The organism is Priestia megaterium, assembly GCF_041941685.1.
GTDB classification, from domain to species: Bacteria; Bacillota; Bacilli; order Bacillales; family Bacillaceae_H; genus Priestia; species Priestia megaterium_C.
Window position 1 is genome coordinate 4,539,045 of sequence record NZ_CP130958.1, and the last position, 16,157, is coordinate 4,555,201.

Here is a 16,157-nt window from a genome sequence, read left to right on the forward strand (position 1 = left end):
AATTCGATTAACGGAACGCAAAAAAATCGAGCAAAATCATAATTTTGCTCGATTTTTGGTTAATATCTTACCGTTTTTGCTTCATAAGCAGAAATGTCGTCTTCAAAAGAAAGCGTATAGCCAATTTCATCATATCCGTTAACAAGCATATACTTCCAATGGCCATTGATATCAAACGTACGTTCAAAACCTGCTTCATCGGTAATTTTTTGCTGATGAAGATCGATTGTACAGGCGTAAGAAGCACTTTGAGACTCTTTCATTAAATAGGAAACATCTTCTTTCGGTAAAACAATAGGTAAAATACCATTTTTTAGACAGTTTTGTTTAAAAATATCCGCAAATGAAGGTGCGATAATAGCACGAAACCCGTAGTCTAAAAGCGCCCATGGAGCGTGTTCACGTGACGAACCACATCCGAAGTTCTCGTCAGCTACAAGAATTGTTGCTCCTTGATTTTGAGGCTGATTTAATTCAAACGTTTCATTTAACGTCTCATCTTCATTATATCGCCAATCAAAAAATAGAAATTGGCCAAAGCCAGTACGCTCAATTCTTTTCAAAAATTGCTTTGGGATAATTTGATCAGTATCTACGTTTGCTCGGTCGAGACCTGCTACTTTCCCTGTATGGATTGTAAAAGCATTCATCTGTGTTCTCCTCCTTATCGCACCGCTTGTTCTTGTAATTTGCGTACATCAACAAAATGTCCATATACTGCTGCCGCTGCTGCCATTACCGGGCTTACTAAATGCGTTCTGGCGCCTTTTCCTTGACGTCCTTCAAAATTCCGGTTAGAAGTGGACGCACAGTGTTCGCCTTGTGGAACTAAGTCAGAGTTCATGCCTAGACACATGCTGCAGCCTGAGTCTCTCCAATCAAAACCTGCTTCAATAAAAATAGCAGATAGCCCTTCTTCTTCAGCCACTCGCTTTACTTTTTGAGAACCTGGTACAATGATCGCTCGCACATCTGGTGACACTTTCTTTCCTTTAATAAAGGCTGCCACGTCACGAAGATCAGACAAACGAGCATTTGTACATGAACCGATAAATACATGCTGAACTGGAATCTCTTCTATTGCCATGCCAGGCTGTAAGCCCATATACTCAAGTGCTCGTGACAAAGACTTTCTCTCAGCTTCTGTTTTACACTCTTCTAATGTAGGAACTTGCTTGCTAACATAAGAACTCATCGCCGGGTTTGTTCCCCATGTTACAACAGGTTCAATTGTATCTGCATCAATTTCCAGCGTTTCATCGTACGTTGCACCTTCATCTGTTGCTAAAGCTGCCCAAGCTTCCACTGCTTTTTCAAACTGTTCTCCTTTAGGAGCATACTGACGCCCTTTAATATAAGAGAACGTGACATCGTCTGGACTGATTAAACCAGCTTTTGCACCGGCTTCAATAGACATATTACAAATGGTCATGCGCTCTTCCATTGAAAGATCGCGAATACATTCGCCCGTAAATTCCACGATTGAACCCGTTCCAAAATTCACGCCGAATTTTTGAATTATTGCTAACACAATGTCCTTAGCATAAACGCCAGGCTGCTTTTTGCCATTTACTTTCACTTGTAGCGTTTTTGGTTTCGCTTGCCATAGCGTTTGTGTTGCTAAAACATGCTCTACCTCACTAGTTCCTATCCCAAAAGCAAGCGCTCCAAATGCACCGTGAGTAGATGTATGACTATCTCCGCACACAATGGTTTTTCCAGGCTGAGTTAATCCTAATTCCGGTCCAATGATATGCACAATTCCTTGCTCTTCACTTGTTAAATCTAAAAGCTTCACACCAAACTCATGACAGTTTTCAGATAGTTTGTCTACTTGTTTCTTTGCAATCGGATCTTTAATATTAAAACGGTCAACCGTTGGAATGTTGTGATCCATTGTAGCAAACGTTAAGTCTGGACGCTTCACTTGGCGATTTGCCACGCGAAGACCTTCAAATGCTTGAGGAGACGTTACTTCATGAATAAGATGAAGATCGATATATAATAAATCCGGCTTCCCCTCTTCTCGACGTACAACATGTTGTTCCCAAAGCTTATCAATAATTGTTTTTGGTTTCATACTGCTCCTCCTTTCTGATTATGAAAAACGTTTCTCACAAAACGTGAGAAACGCATGATTAACTGTAAGCTGTCATAATGCTTGAAATGGCAGAATCATTGGCAATTACCGCAGTTATCGCCTCCACCATTTTATCGGTACCTAAATAATGATTACCGTCTGCTAAGTCAGCTGTTCGATGACCTGCATGTAATACACTTTCAACCGCTTGTTCAATCACTGCTGCTTCTTTTTCTAATCCAAACGAATGTCTAAGCAACATTGCTGCAGATAAAATAGCAGCAATCGGATTAGCTTTGTTTTGACCAGCAATATCTGGTGCAGAACCGTGAACCGGTTCGTATAAAGACGGACCATCAGCCGTTAAGCTGGCAGATGGCAACATTCCTAACGACCCTGTGAGCATAGAAGCCTCATCACTCAAAATATCACCAAACATATTTTCAGTTACCACTACATCAAAATACTTCGGATTACGAATTAACTGCATAGCAGCTGAATCTACAAGCATATGCTCAAGCTCTACATCCGGGTAGTCTTTTGCTACTTCTTCAGCTACTTCACGCCACACTCTACTAGACTCAAGCACATTCGCTTTATCAACAGACGTTACTTTTTTACGTCGATTTACAGCCGTGTCAAATGCTTGGCGAATAATTCTTTCTATTTCTGTACGCTTATAAAATAATGTGTCGACAACTGTTTCTTCATTTCCTTCCGTTCGGCGCTCGCTAGGCTTACCAAAATATAAGCCTCCTGTTAGTTCACGGACGATAATGAAGTCAACACCTTCAATGTATTCTTTTTTCAGAGGAGAGGCATCCGCTAAGCTATCATAAAACGTCACCGGACGAAGATTAGCATATAAATCCAGTTCTTTTCGAATAGCTAGCAAACCTTTTTCCGGTCGCAAATGTGAAGGGTTACGATCCCATTTTGGCCCTCCAACCGATCCAAGTAATACAGCATCTGCCTGCTTACAAGTCTCAATTGTACTTTCTGGAAGAGGTGTGCCCGCCTCATCAATTGCAGCTCCGCCAATTAGTCCATACGTAAACTCAAATTGATGATCAAAGCGCTCTCCAACTGCTTTTAAAACGGCAACAGCGCCTTTGGTTACTTCTGTTCCTACGCCGTCACCCGGTAATACAGCGACTTTTTTTGTCATGGTGGTCTCTCCCTTCAGTTCACATTACTTCTTGCTTTGTACGATGCTGCTGAATAGCGATTAAACGATTAATGGCGTTCAGATATGCTTTCGCTGACGATTCTAATACGTCAAATGCTACTCCGCGTCCGCTTGCTTCAGTTCCTTCGCTTTCAACCTTCACAAATACTTCAGCCAGTGCATCCGGCCCACCGTTAATAGACTGAATACGATAGTCTAATAGTTTTACATCTTGTTCAACACAGCGCTGCAGCGTATTATAGATAGCTTCCACGCTTCCAGATCCTGTAGCTGCTTCTTGAATCTCTTCGCCGTTTTCTTTGCGAAGCGTAATCGTAGCCGTTGGAATATTGTTCGTACCATACTGAACTTGCAGACTTTCAAGCTTATATTCACTGTCTTTGCTAACTTGCTTTTGAATGACTAATGCCAATAAATCATCATCGGTAATGTCTTTTTTCTTATCTGCTAAGTCTTTAAACTTCTCAAAAAGCACGTTTGCTTCTGTATCTTCCAATGTGAATCCAAGCTCTACTAAACGTGTACGGAACGCATGACGGCCTGAGTGTTTACCAAGCACAATTGGATTTTGTTTAACACCCACAAGTTCTGGGGAAATAATCTCATATGTTAACGGATTTTTTAAGACGCCATCTTGGTGAATACCTGATTCATGAGCAAAAGCATTTTTTCCGACAATTGCTTTATTTGGTGCGATGTTCATACCAGTAAGCTTACTGATAATGTCACTCGTACGCTTGATTTCAGGCAAGATAAGACCTGTACTCGCTTGATAGAAATCTTGACGGACATGAAGCGCAAGTGCTACTTCTTCAAGAGCTGCGTTACCCGCACGTTCTCCGATTCCGTTAATCGTTCCTTCAATTTGAGTAGCTCCTACTTCAATAGCAGCCATTGAATTGGCCACAGCTAGCCCTAAGTCATCGTGACAGTGAGCTGACAAATCAACTTTATGAATATTTGACACATGTTCTTTTAAGTAATTAAATACTGATTGATAGTCACCAGGAGTGATAAATCCTACTGTATCTGGAATATTAACGACTTTTGCACCAGCATCAATAACTGCTTCTACAATTCTTGCTAAAAACGGTAAATCTGTTCGACATGCATCTTCAGCAGACCATTGAACAACCGGGAATTTTTTACTTGCGTACTTCACCATTTCCACTGCTGTTTCAAGTACTTCATCAGGTGTTTTTTTCAATTTATGCTGCATATGAATTTCGGAAGTAGCGATAAAAACATGCAGTCTTGGTTCTGCACTTTCTTTTAACGCTTCCCATGCAATGTCAATATCTTTTGTAACAGACCTTGCAAGGCCTGTTACAGAAGAATTTTTGACAATAGACGCAATTTCTTTTACGGATTGAAAATCACCTTTTGAAGAAGCGGGAAATCCGGCTTCAATGATGTCGATACCTAATCGCTCTAACTGCTTAGCAATTTCAAGCTTTTCTTGTAGGTTCAAATTGACTCCAGGTGACTGTTCACCATCGCGTAGCGTCGTGTCAAATAGTTTAATTTTTTGCACTAGCGATCACCGCTTCTTTCTTTTGTTTTTTAACAAATGGCATCATTTCACGTAATTGAGCGCCAACTTTTTCAATTAAATGTTCATTTTCACGGTTATTGATAGCAGTAAATTCCGGACGATTTGCTTGGTTTTCTAGGATCCAGCCTTTTGCAAATTTACCTGTTTGGATATCTTCAAGCACTTTTTTCATTTGTTCTTTTGAACGCTCATCTACAACGCGTGGTCCTGAAACGAAGTCACCCCATTGAGCTGTATCAGAGATTGAATAACGCATGCCTTCCATTCCGCCTTCATACATAAGGTCAACAATTAATTTTAATTCGTGTAAACACTCAAAATATGCAACTTCCGGTTGGTAGCCAGCTTCTACAAGCGTTTCAAAACCAGCTTTAACTAATGAAGTTAAACCACCGCAAAGTACTGCTTGCTCACCGAAAAGATCTGTTTCTGTTTCTTCTTTAAATGTTGTTTCTAACACACCCGCACGAGCTGAACCAATTGCTTTAGCATAAGCTAACGCTACGTCTTTTGCTTCGCCAGTTACATCTTGGAATACTGCGAATAACGCCGGTACACCAGCTCCTTCTTCATACGTTCTTCTTACAAGGTGACCAGGGCCTTTTGGAGCTACTAAGAATACGTCAACGAATTCAGGTGCTACGATTTGGTTAAAGTGAATGTTGAAACCGTGAGCAAATACTAAAGATTTTCCTGGTTTTAGTCCTGGAAGAATTTCTTCGTTATAAACTTTTGGCTGATACTCATCTGGAAGTAATACCATTACTACTTCTGCTTGTTGAACTGCATCTTTTACAGATAATACAGTGAAACCGTCTTGCTCTGCTTGATCCCATGATTTACCTTTACGTAATCCTACTACCACGTTTACTCCGCTGTCGCGTAAGTTTTGTGCGTGAGCGTGACCTTGTGAACCATAACCTACGATTGCTACTGTTTTACCTTGTAATAGTTGATCCTTTGCATCTCCGTTATAATATACCTTTGTCATAATAAATCTCTCCTCTTAGTTTATATAGTTTACTTTTTAGTAACTAGCTAGAATTAAATGATTGATGAAAGTTTGGCTGCTGCTTTTTGCGTACCGCGCGGAACAGCTACTGTTCCCGTGCGCGTTACTTCTTTTAATCCATAAGGCTGAAGTAGATCAATCATCGCTTCAATCTTGCTGGATTCACCTGTTACTTGAATAATTAGGCTGTCGCGACTTACATCAATGATGGTTGCACGGAAAGGTTCAATTACTGCATAAAGTTCGTTACGGCTCGCTGGTGTAGATGCTACTTTCATTAAAGCAAGCTCTCTTGACACCACAGCTTGATCCGTAATATCTTGAACTTTCAACACGTCGATCTGTTTATTTAACTGCTTGATCACTTGTTCAGCAGCGTTATCATGCTCTACGTTCACAACAAACGTCATGCGTGATACATCCTCAGATTCAGTGTGCCCTACGGAAATACTCTCAATATTGAAATTTCTTTTCGTAAATAATCCCGTTACGCGATTTAAAACCCCCGCACGGTTTAATACAGTTGCTGTAATAATTCGCTTCATGGTTTCACCCCTACCATTTCATGTAATCCTTTTCCAGGTGCAACCATTGGATATACGTTTTCTTTAGGTGCGACAAAGAAGTTTAGTAGAACAGGTCCATCTGTTTCCATTGCTTCTTTCAGAGCTGCATGCGCTTCTTCTTCAGTAGAAGCTTGTAAACCTTTGATATCATAAGCCTCTGCAAGCTTCATTAAATTAGGCTGATTCGGAATTAAAGAGTGTGAGTAGCGTTCTTCATAGAAGATTTCCTGCCACTGACGAACCATACCAAGCGACTGATTGTTGAGTACAACCACTTTTACAGGTAAATTTAATTCTCTAATAACCCCTAATTCTTGAAGCGTCATTTGAAATCCACCGTCACCAACGACTGCTACAACTGTTTTATCTTTATTTGCCAGCTGAGCGCCGATTGCAGAAGGTAATCCAAAGCCCATGGTGCCAAGACCACCTGAAGTTACCCATCGATCTGGATTATTAAATGTGTAGTATTGAGCTACCCACATTTGATGTTGCCCAACGTCCGTTGTAACAACGGCATCTCCATTTGTATACTTGTGAAGCAACTCAACTACTTTTTGTGGTTTTAACACGTCCGCTGAGTTCTGATACCATAATGGATATTCTTGCTTCCACGCCGCTAATTTCTCATGCCATTTCGTATAATCTCCAACTTCTCCTTCTTGCAGAAGCAATTGCTTCAATACTTCTTTTGCATCTCCAACAATTGGAATCTTGGTTGGAACATTCTTGCCAATTTCCGCTGGATCGATGTCAATGTGAGCAATTTTTGCATTTGGTGCAAAATGCTTTAAGTTACCTGTTACTCGGTCATCAAAGCGTGCACCGATACTAATGAGAAGATCACTCTCATAAATTGCCATGTTTGCTGTGTACGTTCCGTGCATGCCAGCCATTCCCAAATGAAGCGGATGATCTGCAGGAAAACAGCCCAACCCTAAAAGCGTATTAATAACCGGAATATTTTGACGCTCGGCATAATTTTTTAATTCTTCTGAACCTTTACTCAATAACACTCCCGCACCTGCTAGGATAACAGGTTGTTTTGCAGCTGCTACTGCGTCTGTTAATTTTTTAACCTGCAGCTGATTTGGAAAATAAGTTGGCTGATAGCCAGGTAAATCAATTTCTCCTTCGTAATTAAATGTTCCATCACCCTGTGCCATATCTTTTGGAATGTCGATTAAGACTGGACCAGGTCTTCCTGTTGTCGCAATATGAAATGCCTCTTTGATGATTCGCGGCATATCGCTGATATTGCGTACTTGATAGCTATGTTTTGTAATTGGCATTGTGATCCCTAATACATCTGCTTCTTGGAACGCGTCAGAACCAATTACACTTGAAGCTACTTGACCAGTAAAAACAACTAAAGGAAGTGAGTCAATCATCGCATCTGCCAAACCTGTTACGATATTTGTTGCACCAGGACCACTTGTTGCGATAACTACACCGGGTTTGCCTGAAATTCTTGCGTACCCTTCTGCTGCGTGAATTCCACCTTGTTCGTGACGAGCAAGTACGTGAAACATTCCTGAACCATATAGCTTATCGTAAATCGGTAAAACGGCTCCCCCTGGGTAACCGAAGATGACGTCAACATTTTCTCTTCTTAGAGATTCAATCAACATGTCAGCTCCATTCATTTGTGCCCCAGTGCTTACAGGTTCTTTCGTTTGCATATTGGCTCCCACTTTTCTCATCCTTTCGTTTTCTAGATAAAAGAAAAAAGACTTCTCACCCCTAAATAGACCCTATCAAATGATATAGGTCAAGGGGCGAAAAGTCTTTTGTACTTTACGCGGTACCACCCTCGTTTGTAATCGTAATGATTACCTTATGAATGTATACTGTACATTCTTTTTGATAACGAGTGCTTTGGAAGTACACTCGGTCGCCCTTACTGAATTTCAGGGTGACACTCTGAGGTGAGTTCATTTTGAGTTGGTAACGCCGGCTTCCAGCAACCCGACTCTCTGTTGATACCTAAACATCAAAACTACTTATCCTCTTCAACGTTTTAAAACGCTATATGCTTTTTGAACAATGCTTTACACATCATATTTTAAATTAATTACAATTAATTAAAATTTTTAGAAAACTTATATTTGAGGACTATCTTACGCCCATTTCTATGCATAGTCAACCACTTTTCAAGATTTTTTTAGATAATTTAGACTAAACAGAATATTTGAATGCGTTTTCATTATTGATGTAATAAGGGTTTACAGCAGTTCAAAAAGTTTTTCTGAAACGTTCATTTGTACACACTGAATGAACAAACATTCACTTTTAAGATAAATAAAAAAACCGGTTTTTACTAAAAAGTAAAAACCGGTTTTTTTTGGACGTCCCAGGAGAGATTCGAACTCCCGACCGACGGCTTAGAAGGCCGTTGCTCTATCCTGCTGAGCTACTGGGACATAATGTTAAAGTGTATCAAAGACAATACTTATTATATTCAAATATAATTTAAAAGTCAACGTTTTTTTGAAATTTTATGAGAAGAGAGGTAAAAAACCTTCTCTTCTCCCTATATTTGGCTATATTATGCTGAAATTGTACAGGTTAACTGCATGCTAGGAATATGTTTACCGCTTATATCGTAAAACTGCACGGTAGCTTCTGTACCATCCATTACTAGTATAGCATACGTACGTTCTTTTCTCATACGAGGAAGTAACATACTTCCTGGATTGATAAATAAAACTCCGTCCATGAGTTCAGCTCCCGCTATATGAGAATGCCCAAAACAAACAACGTTTGCCCCGACTTCTCTCGCTTTGTAATGCAGATTCATCATAGACATTTTAACATTATATAAGTGACCGTGTGTAACCAGACACGTAGCTTCTCCAAGCGACTCTACTCGATCATTAACGTAAGATGCATCGTAGTCACAATTTCCTCGAACGCCTAAAAACGCAGACATTTCTTTGCTGTCTTGCGGCAACTCAGAGTCCCCACAATGGATCATCTTATCTACATCAGCATGTCTCTCTCTGATAGTGAGCAGCTCTTCTTGTAACCCGTGGCTATCGCTTACAATTAATAGTTTCACACGTCATCACTCCTTCTAAAATTGCGCATCAATTAGCGGTGCTAGTTTTTTTAACGCATTTGCTCGGTGACTAATCTGATTTTTTTGCTCTTTGGTCAATTCTGCCATGGAGCATCTCCATTTTTCTACAAAGAAAATGGGGTCATACCCAAAACCGTTTTCCCCTCTTTTTTCCTCCAAGATGTGCCCTTCACACGTGCCTTCTACAATTTCGGTTCTCTTTCTGGGCACTGCAATAGCAAGAGCACAATGAAAGCGTGCCGTGCGCTTTTCAAACGGCACGTCATTTAATTTTTGAAGTACCTTCTCTATATTAGCATTATCATCTTTATTTTCACCAGCATAACGCGCGGAATAAACGCCTGGCTCCCCGTTTAAGGCATCAATAGCAAGCCCGGAATCATCGGCAATGACCGGCTTATTTAATGCGGATGAAATGGCCTCTGCTTTTAGCGTGGCATTCTCTGCAAATGTAACGCCCGTTTCTTCCACGTCTTCAATCTCAGGAAAATCAAGAAGCGATTTTACTTTAAATCCCTTCGGTGAGAAAAGTGTTTCAAAATCTTTTACTTTGCCTGCGTTTTTAGTTGCAATAATGATTTCACGCACGTTAATCCCTTACCTTTCTTTAACCGGAATGTAGGCAGCCAGGTGATCTAGAACTTCCTTTTGCTGTTCAATCAATTGATAAACACCCTTTTCCCCTAAATCTAGAAGATGGTTTAACTGTTCTCTCGAAAACGTCGATTCCTCTCCCGTTCCCTGTAATTCTACAAACTGTCCGCTTCCTGTCATCACAATATTCATGTCAACTTCCGCTGTCGAATCTTCTTCATAATTTAAATCTAAAATCGAATTTTCTCCATGAATACCTACTGAAGTCGCAGCTAAGTAGTCACGAATAGGAATTTCTGTTAGTTTGTTCTCTTCAACCAGCTTTCCAAACGCTAAAACCATAGCCACAAAAGCACCTGTAATCGATGCTGTTCTTGTGCCTCCATCTGCTTGAATAACATCACAATCAATCCAAATTGTCTTTTCTCCGACCTTTTCCAGATCGACTACAGAACGAAGAGCTCGTCCGATTAGACGCTGAATTTCCATTGTTCGTCCTGTGACTTTACCTTTTGATGATTCACGTATATTTCTTTGTGCCGTAGCTCGAGGCAGCATAGAATATTCAGCTGTAATCCATCCTTTTCCTTGTCCACGCATAAAAGGAGGCACTCTGTCGTCTATGCTTGCTGTACAAATAACCTTTGTGTCTCCCACCGAGATTAATACAGATCCTTCTGGATGCTTTAAGTATGAAGTATGAAGAGATACAGGTCTCAATTCATTAAATTCCCTACCGTCCAAACGCATTAAGCATGTCCTCCTATTCATTCATTTATATGTAATAGCCTCTTCCATTTTAACTATAAAACAGCGGAAAGAGGTCGCTATTTCAGCAGACCTCTTTCTACTTAGTCCTTTACTAGTATAACAAAAATTTGTTTTTAAAAACTACCTGTGTTCACATTTTTAGGTCTTGAAACTGGTTCCGTTAATTTTTTCCCTTTTTCATCTTTTAGCGTTTTTTTGCCATTCACCTTAATGGCAACGCTGTCTACGGCTTTTTGTTCCGTCAGAGATAACACTAAGGAGTCGAGAACATGCTGAGAAATTTCCGTTCCTTTTAAATTCCCAAAGATGTTTTTATTAAAGTTCAGCGTTAACTCACCGTCCGCATACTTTGGAGCTGCTACGAGCTTTGCATCAGGATTAAAATCTGTCACTAAACCTGATGCAGGCGCAGGTCCTTCTACAAGTTCGTTCACAATGGCAGTGTACATATCTTTGTCATCAGAAGCAATTCGTTTTGTGACAGGAACATAGTAAGTTTGTTTGCCCTCTTGAGCTAAGTAATAAATCGTAACTGGCTTCGTTTGAGTTACGTCAACTACTCCAGTATTATCAAAGTTAATGCCATCTGCTCTGCTCAACCCTTTACTGATTGGCGTATGATTTACAGGCATCTCATCTTTATCATAGCCGTTAATGCGAATTTTAACTTTATTTACGCCTTCAAACTGCGTCAGCGTCCAAGTGACGGCCTGCAGAATACGGAGTTCATCTTCTTTTTTATACTCAGCAAATTCAGGTGAAAAATCTGCTACCATCGTGCCGTCACTTTCCAGCTTTGTCCCTAAAACTCTTGTATCAGCAGGAAGAACTGCTCGGAAATTATTTGGCAATAAGTTTGTGACTGGTCCACCCTCTACTAAATATTCAAGAGACTGTTTAGCGACACCTTTTGATTTAGGAATTTCAAGCGTCTGGGGAACAACGTACCCGTTTTTATCAATTAAGTAGAGTTCTCTTTTGGTAGGTGCAGATGTTTCTGCGGCTTTACTTTGTTTTTTATTAGCTTCCGTTACTTTCGCTTCAGTCGCTAATGATTTTTCATCTTTCACATAGGTGACATCCTTTGGCGGATCAATTTCCTTTGCTGCGTTATCCCCTCCGAAAAGTCCACAGCCGGATAACAATACAGATGTGGTCACCACGGCGGATATGAGAACAAGTTGGGTCTTTTTGGACATTCCTTTCCCTCCTCAGACTGTTTGTACTACTATGTATACGAGCTTTTTTGCATTTTAGACCAGCTCAAAAAAGTTTTTGTCCACAAAAAAACCGAGCATGATATGCACGGTTTTAAAGCTTGATATGTTCAACATTATATACAGGGTGCTCAAACCATTTAGATGCAATAGATTGAAACAGTTCTGTTGATCCTGTTGTAAAGAAGTAGTGTTCAGGCTCCATGTTTCTAGGAGCTAGTAAATTGCTATAAGAAAGAATGGCACTTACCTCTATTGCCGTTTCTTCGCCAGAACTGATTAACTGAACTCTAGGCCCAATTGCTTCTTGAATAACTGGCTTTAATAACGGATAATGCGTACATCCTAAAATAAGGGTATCCATATCTGTATGATAAAAAGGTTTTAATGTTTCTTTTACAATTCGCTGCGCTTCCGGTCCTTCATAATTACCGCTCTCTACAAGAGGTACAAACAAAGGGCATGCTAAATTTTCCACTTCCACTCTCGTATGAAGAGCGCGGAGTGCATGTGTATAGGCTTGACTTTTCACGGTTCCGTTTGTGCCGATTACGCCTATTTTATGATTTTTAGTTACTTTAAGCGCAGCGCGTGATCCTGGTTCAATGACGCCTATAACCGGAATATCGAGCTGTTCTTGAATTTCATCCAGCACAACTGCCGTAGCCGTATTACACGCAATAACAAGCATTTTAATATCTTTATCTACTAAATAATTAGTCATCTCCCACGTGAAAGCTCGTACTTCTTCACTAGGACGAGGACCGTATGGGCAGCGGGATGTATCTCCAATGTACATAATTTGTTCTTTCGGAAGCTGTCTCATAATTTCCTTTGCTACCGTTAATCCGCCCACACCTGAATCTATAACACCAATTGGTCTACTCAAAACAATCGCCTCATTTTTCTTTCATTTCATCATGCAATTTTCGTAACGTTACTCGTAAAACTTCCGTTTCACTCGGAGAGAAGTTTGCCAGTACGCCATTTAAATACGTTTGTCGCTTTTCAATTACTTCTTCGATAACACGTGCTCCTTCAGGAAGCAAATGAATACGCACTACGCGGCGGTCTTTTGGATCTTTCACCCGAACCACCAACTTATTTTTTTCCATACGATCTACTAAATCTGTCGTTGTACTACAAGCGAGAAAAATACGATTTGATAAATCGCCAATCGTCATATCTCCACGTTCAAACAGCCACTGCAAAGCAATAAACTGAGGTGGCGTAATCGTATAGTCTTCTAAAATTTCTCTTCCTTTTTGTTTCACAATCGCTGCAATATGTCGAAGTGACTTCTCTAATTCTGCCACTGTATCCTCATTATTTTTTGCTGTCATACCGTAATCCTTTCCACCTATAAGTCTTATTTTCTATTATTTCTTTCAGTTAAACCCGTCTCCATTGTTTCTCTTTTCTATTTTATATTGTGCTCTTTTTTCAGTATTTTTTCAAGGTTAACATGAGGATTCTACAACGTTCATCATAAGTCTACATACTCTCATTCAGCATCAAAAAACAGCTGCTCCATAAAAGGAGCAGCTGTTTCTATTAATTATTGATATACAGCTCGAAAACTGAGCTGAAATCTTTTGTTGTGTAGGCTGTTTTTTTATCTAATAACCAAGAAAACGCAGCTTCGTTAATTTCTTTAAATTCACCAGCAACACTTCCACTTGTATTTCTTATACTGCTTAGCGTAGAAGAAGCTAGCTGAATGCTTTGTTTAGCAAAATCGAGCGCAATTTCATTTTCACGCGTTATTTCAGACATTTTAAACAGCGCTTTATATAAATCTTTTACCTCTTCTATATGCTTTTTGTGTACATCGATAGAAAAAGTCTCCGAGCCAATTTTAAATTTAATTTCCACATCTAAATCGACAGTTCCAGCCGTTTCTAGCATCACGTTTGAAATGTGATTTGTGCTGTAGTTATAGCGGCGAAGCATTCGCTTTTTGCTTGTAGCACTTGTTCCATCAAGATGAATGAGCGCTTTATTGGTAAAGCAATATTCATCTGACTTTGATTTGATTAGAAAATAAATTTTTTCTTGTTCTTCATGCATAACGTAATCGTCTGCATCTACCTTGTCATAATCAACTGGCTTAATAACAGAACCAATATCACTTAGCCCCAATACATCAGCAGCTGATTTTCCAAACATTTCCCTATCTCCCTTTTAAAAACAATTGTATTATTTTCATGTTTTAAGTGTACTGTGCAAATGAGGGGATGTAAATAAAAAAAGGAGCTTCTTAAAAAGAAGCTCCGCATTTATTAAAAGAACAAATTTAAAATCATATAGATAAGTGCAGCTAATGAAGCTGAAATTGGCAATGTGATAACCCATGTAATCACCATGCGCTGTGCAGTTCCCCATTTTACACCTTTCACTCGGTGAGCAGAACCTACACCTAAGATAGAAGATGAAATAACATGAGTAGTACTGACAGGTAGATGAATAAACGTTGCTCCAAAGATAATGGCAGCACCTGTTAAGTCCGCAGCTACTCCATTAACAGGACGAATTTTCATAATTTTACCGCCGACGGTTTTAATGATTTTCCATCCACCAATTGAAGTTCCAAGCCCCATTGCGACCGCACAAGCCAGCTGTACCCACCACTGAATCTCAGTACCGCTTTGCATATTGTTAGCAATAAGCGCTAGCGTAATGATACCCATTGCTTTTTGCGCATCATTCGTACCGTGTGTGTAAGATTGTAGGGCTGCAGTCAGGATTTGAACGCGTCGAAAACGCTTATTCGTTTTCGTCAAGTTATGGTTTTTAAACGTTAGTTTGATAATCGTATAGACAATATAACCTACTACAAAGGCTAGAACTGGTGAAATTAGAAGAGCTTCAATGATTTTGATGAAACCTTTATAATTTAAAGCACCAAATCCAGCAGCTGCAATAGCTGCTCCTGCAATCGATCCAATAATTGCATGAGAAGAACTACTCGGGATACCGAAATACCATGTGATTAGGTTCCACGCGATAGCAGAAATTAATGCTGCTAAAATAACGACAGAACCATTTTGAAGCGTATAAGGATCAACGATATCCTTTGTAATCGTTTTGGCTACGCCCGTAAACGTCATAGCACCGACAAAGTTCATGGTTGCGGCTAAAAGAATTGCATGTCGCGGTTTTAAAGCTTTGGTTGAAACAGAAGTCGCAATGGCATTAGCTGTATCGTGAAATCCGTTGATAAAGTCAAAACCAAGTGCACCAACTACAATTAGAATGGTTAACATTAGCATCGAATCCATTATAATATAGCCCCGTTACGCATTCTTCATAATAACTGATTCTAAGTTGTTCGCAACCGTTTGACAATAATCCGCGATTTCTTCTAGCGTTTCATAAATTTCTTTATATTGAATAACTTTAATTGGATCTTTACATGTTGCAAATAATTGTTTTAGTGCACGACGATATAATGTATCACAATGTGACTCATACTCTTTAATTTTAATTGCATGTTCACTAATTTGAAGAAGCTTTTTCTCAGACAACAAATTAATAGTAATTAAAATCTCTTCAGCACAGCCTTGAATATTTTTAACAAATTCAGCTACATATTCATCAAATGTCGTAATTGAATGAATTTCCATTAAAGCAGCAAAGCTGTCGATGCCATCAAGTACATCATCCATGCTCATTGCTAGCTGTAAAATATCTTCACGCTCAATTGGAGTAATAAATGCTTTGTTCAACTCAGTAATCACTGTATGCACGTATTTATCACCTTTTGATTCATACGCTTTTAAAACGTTGGCAAATTCCTTTAGGTCAGATACATTTTGAAGTTCAAAGCTGCCTAAAAACTCTGCTGAGTCCTTAATATTTTGGGCAATGTCCATTAACATTTCAGAAAACTTGTCTTTTTTTCTTTTGATCACGTTGCAATCCTCCATCCAATTTATCGAAACTTTACCACTCGTTTTTTCTCTCTATCTTTTTATATGTGTTCTAGTTTCTTTTTTCATTTAAAGTAATGGATAAAACTTAGCTGTTCATTACTATAACGAGAGAAACCACCTCTCTTGTGTATCAAAAAATTCTAAAAAAACAAACGT

General features: G+C 39.5%; 16 protein-coding genes, 1 tRNA gene and 1 other annotated feature. All 17 genes read right to left on the minus strand.

Translation table 11 applies throughout. The features are described 5' to 3' along the window. Positions 1–59: 59 nt before the first annotated feature. Positions 60–650, minus strand: a complete 591-nt coding sequence (gene leuD, locus Q5794_RS24065) for a 3-isopropylmalate dehydratase small subunit (protein WP_013059370.1) — start codon at positions 648–650, stop codon at positions 60–62. 14 nt (positions 651–664) lie between these two features. Beyond that, a complete protein-coding gene (gene leuC / locus Q5794_RS24070; RefSeq protein ID WP_013059371.1) occupies positions 665–2,080 on the minus strand; it encodes a 3-isopropylmalate dehydratase large subunit in 1,416 nt (471 codons plus the stop codon). A gap of 58 nt (positions 2,081–2,138) precedes the next feature. After that, the gene (gene leuB / locus Q5794_RS24075; RefSeq protein WP_214984230.1) at positions 2,139–3,248 is read right to left on the minus strand and encodes a 3-isopropylmalate dehydrogenase; all 1,110 of its coding nucleotides are present in this window, start codon (positions 3,246–3,248) and stop codon (positions 2,139–2,141) included. A gap of 19 nt (positions 3,249–3,267) precedes the next feature. Further along, the gene (locus Q5794_RS24080; protein WP_374988487.1) at positions 3,268–4,803 is read right to left on the minus strand and encodes a 2-isopropylmalate synthase; all 1,536 of its coding nucleotides are present in this window, start codon (positions 4,801–4,803) and stop codon (positions 3,268–3,270) included. Continuing rightward, entirely contained in the window at positions 4,790–5,815 is a 1,026-nt protein-coding gene (ilvC, locus tag Q5794_RS24085) for a ketol-acid reductoisomerase (RefSeq protein ID WP_013085141.1), read from the minus strand. Before ilvC ends, Q5794_RS24080 begins: the two co-directional genes overlap by 14 nt. A 53-nt stretch (positions 5,816–5,868) precedes the next feature. Then, the gene (gene ilvN, locus Q5794_RS24090) at positions 5,869–6,381 is read right to left on the minus strand and encodes an acetolactate synthase small subunit (protein ID WP_013059375.1); all 513 of its coding nucleotides are present in this window, start codon (positions 6,379–6,381) and stop codon (positions 5,869–5,871) included. Continuing rightward, entirely contained in the window at positions 6,378–8,105 is a 1,728-nt protein-coding gene (gene ilvB, locus Q5794_RS24095; protein ID WP_155660677.1) for an acetolactate synthase large subunit, read from the minus strand. The genes ilvN and ilvB overlap by 4 nt, the downstream gene beginning before the upstream one ends. 68 nt (positions 8,106–8,173) lie before the next feature. After that, positions 8,174–8,427 (minus strand) — a binding site (T-box leader). A 324-nt stretch (positions 8,428–8,751) separates the two neighbouring features. Continuing rightward, a tRNA-Arg gene (locus Q5794_RS24100) sits at positions 8,752–8,825 on the minus strand. A gap of 125 nt (positions 8,826–8,950) precedes the next feature. Next, the gene (locus tag Q5794_RS24105) at positions 8,951–9,463 is read right to left on the minus strand and encodes a metallophosphoesterase family protein (protein ID WP_214984229.1); all 513 of its coding nucleotides are present in this window, start codon (positions 9,461–9,463) and stop codon (positions 8,951–8,953) included. A gap of 15 nt (positions 9,464–9,478) precedes the next feature. Next, a complete protein-coding gene (locus Q5794_RS24110) occupies positions 9,479–10,072 on the minus strand; it encodes an XTP/dITP diphosphatase (RefSeq protein ID WP_214984228.1) in 594 nt (197 codons plus the stop codon). A 9-nt stretch (positions 10,073–10,081) separates the two neighbouring features. Continuing rightward, the gene (gene rph / locus Q5794_RS24115) at positions 10,082–10,828 is read right to left on the minus strand and encodes a ribonuclease PH (RefSeq protein ID WP_013059379.1); all 747 of its coding nucleotides are present in this window, start codon (positions 10,826–10,828) and stop codon (positions 10,082–10,084) included. Positions 10,829–10,962: 134 nt separating this feature from the next. Continuing rightward, a complete protein-coding gene (locus Q5794_RS24120) occupies positions 10,963–12,048 on the minus strand; it encodes a GerMN domain-containing protein (RefSeq protein ID WP_025601439.1) in 1,086 nt (361 codons plus the stop codon). 112 nt (positions 12,049–12,160) lie between these two features. Beyond that, a complete protein-coding gene (gene racE, locus Q5794_RS24125; protein WP_251033867.1) occupies positions 12,161–12,955 on the minus strand; it encodes a glutamate racemase in 795 nt (264 codons plus the stop codon). Positions 12,956–12,965: 10 nt separating this feature from the next. Next, a complete protein-coding gene (locus Q5794_RS24130; RefSeq protein ID WP_013059382.1) occupies positions 12,966–13,409 on the minus strand; it encodes a MarR family winged helix-turn-helix transcriptional regulator in 444 nt (147 codons plus the stop codon). A 211-nt stretch (positions 13,410–13,620) separates the two neighbouring features. Continuing rightward, positions 13,621–14,235 (minus strand): PH domain-containing protein, encoded by a 615-nt coding sequence (locus Q5794_RS24135; RefSeq protein WP_374988488.1) that lies wholly within the window; start codon positions 14,233–14,235, stop codon positions 13,621–13,623. 113 nt (positions 14,236–14,348) lie between these two features. Then, the gene (locus Q5794_RS24140) at positions 14,349–15,347 is read right to left on the minus strand and encodes an inorganic phosphate transporter (RefSeq protein WP_057233289.1); all 999 of its coding nucleotides are present in this window, start codon (positions 15,345–15,347) and stop codon (positions 14,349–14,351) included. A 15-nt stretch (positions 15,348–15,362) separates the two neighbouring features. Beyond that, complete coding sequence (locus tag Q5794_RS24145; RefSeq protein WP_029711160.1) at positions 15,363–15,995, minus strand: DUF47 domain-containing protein; 633 nt, start codon at positions 15,993–15,995, stop codon at positions 15,363–15,365. Positions 15,996–16,157 lie beyond the last annotated feature (162 nt).

Excerpts from the sequence above, each read along its gene's own strand:
- Q5794_RS24140 (WP_057233289.1), bottom strand. The coding sequence starts at position 15,347 with ATGGATTCGATGCTAATGTTAACCATTCTAATTGTAGTTGGTGCACTT.
- rph (WP_013059379.1), bottom strand. The coding sequence starts at position 10,828 with ATGCGTTTGGACGGTAGGGAATTTAATGAATTGAGACCTGTATCTCTT.
- ilvN (WP_013059375.1), bottom strand. The coding sequence starts at position 6,381 with ATGAAGCGAATTATTACAGCAACTGTATTAAACCGTGCGGGGGTTTTA.
- leuD (WP_013059370.1), bottom strand. The coding sequence starts at position 650 with ATGAATGCTTTTACAATCCATACAGGGAAAGTAGCAGGTCTCGACCGA.
- Q5794_RS24120 (WP_025601439.1), bottom strand. The coding sequence starts at position 12,048 with ATGTCCAAAAAGACCCAACTTGTTCTCATATCCGCCGTGGTGACCACA.
- leuB (WP_214984230.1), bottom strand. The coding sequence starts at position 3,248 with ATGACAAAAAAAGTCGCTGTATTACCGGGTGACGGCGTAGGAACAGAA.
- Q5794_RS24135 (WP_374988488.1), bottom strand. The coding sequence starts at position 14,235 with ATGTTTGGAAAATCAGCTGCTGATGTATTGGGGCTAAGTGATATTGGT.
- leuC (WP_013059371.1), bottom strand. The coding sequence starts at position 2,080 with ATGAAACCAAAAACAATTATTGATAAGCTTTGGGAACAACATGTTGTA.
- ilvB (WP_155660677.1), bottom strand. The coding sequence starts at position 8,105 with ATGAGAAAAGTGGGAGCCAATATGCAAACGAAAGAACCTGTAAGCACT.
- Q5794_RS24130 (WP_013059382.1), bottom strand. The coding sequence starts at position 13,409 with ATGACAGCAAAAAATAATGAGGATACAGTGGCAGAATTAGAGAAGTCA.
- ilvC (WP_013085141.1), bottom strand. The coding sequence starts at position 5,815 with ATGACAAAGGTATATTATAACGGAGATGCAAAGGATCAACTATTACAA.
- Q5794_RS24145 (WP_029711160.1), bottom strand. The coding sequence starts at position 15,995 with ATGGAGGATTGCAACGTGATCAAAAGAAAAAAAGACAAGTTTTCTGAA.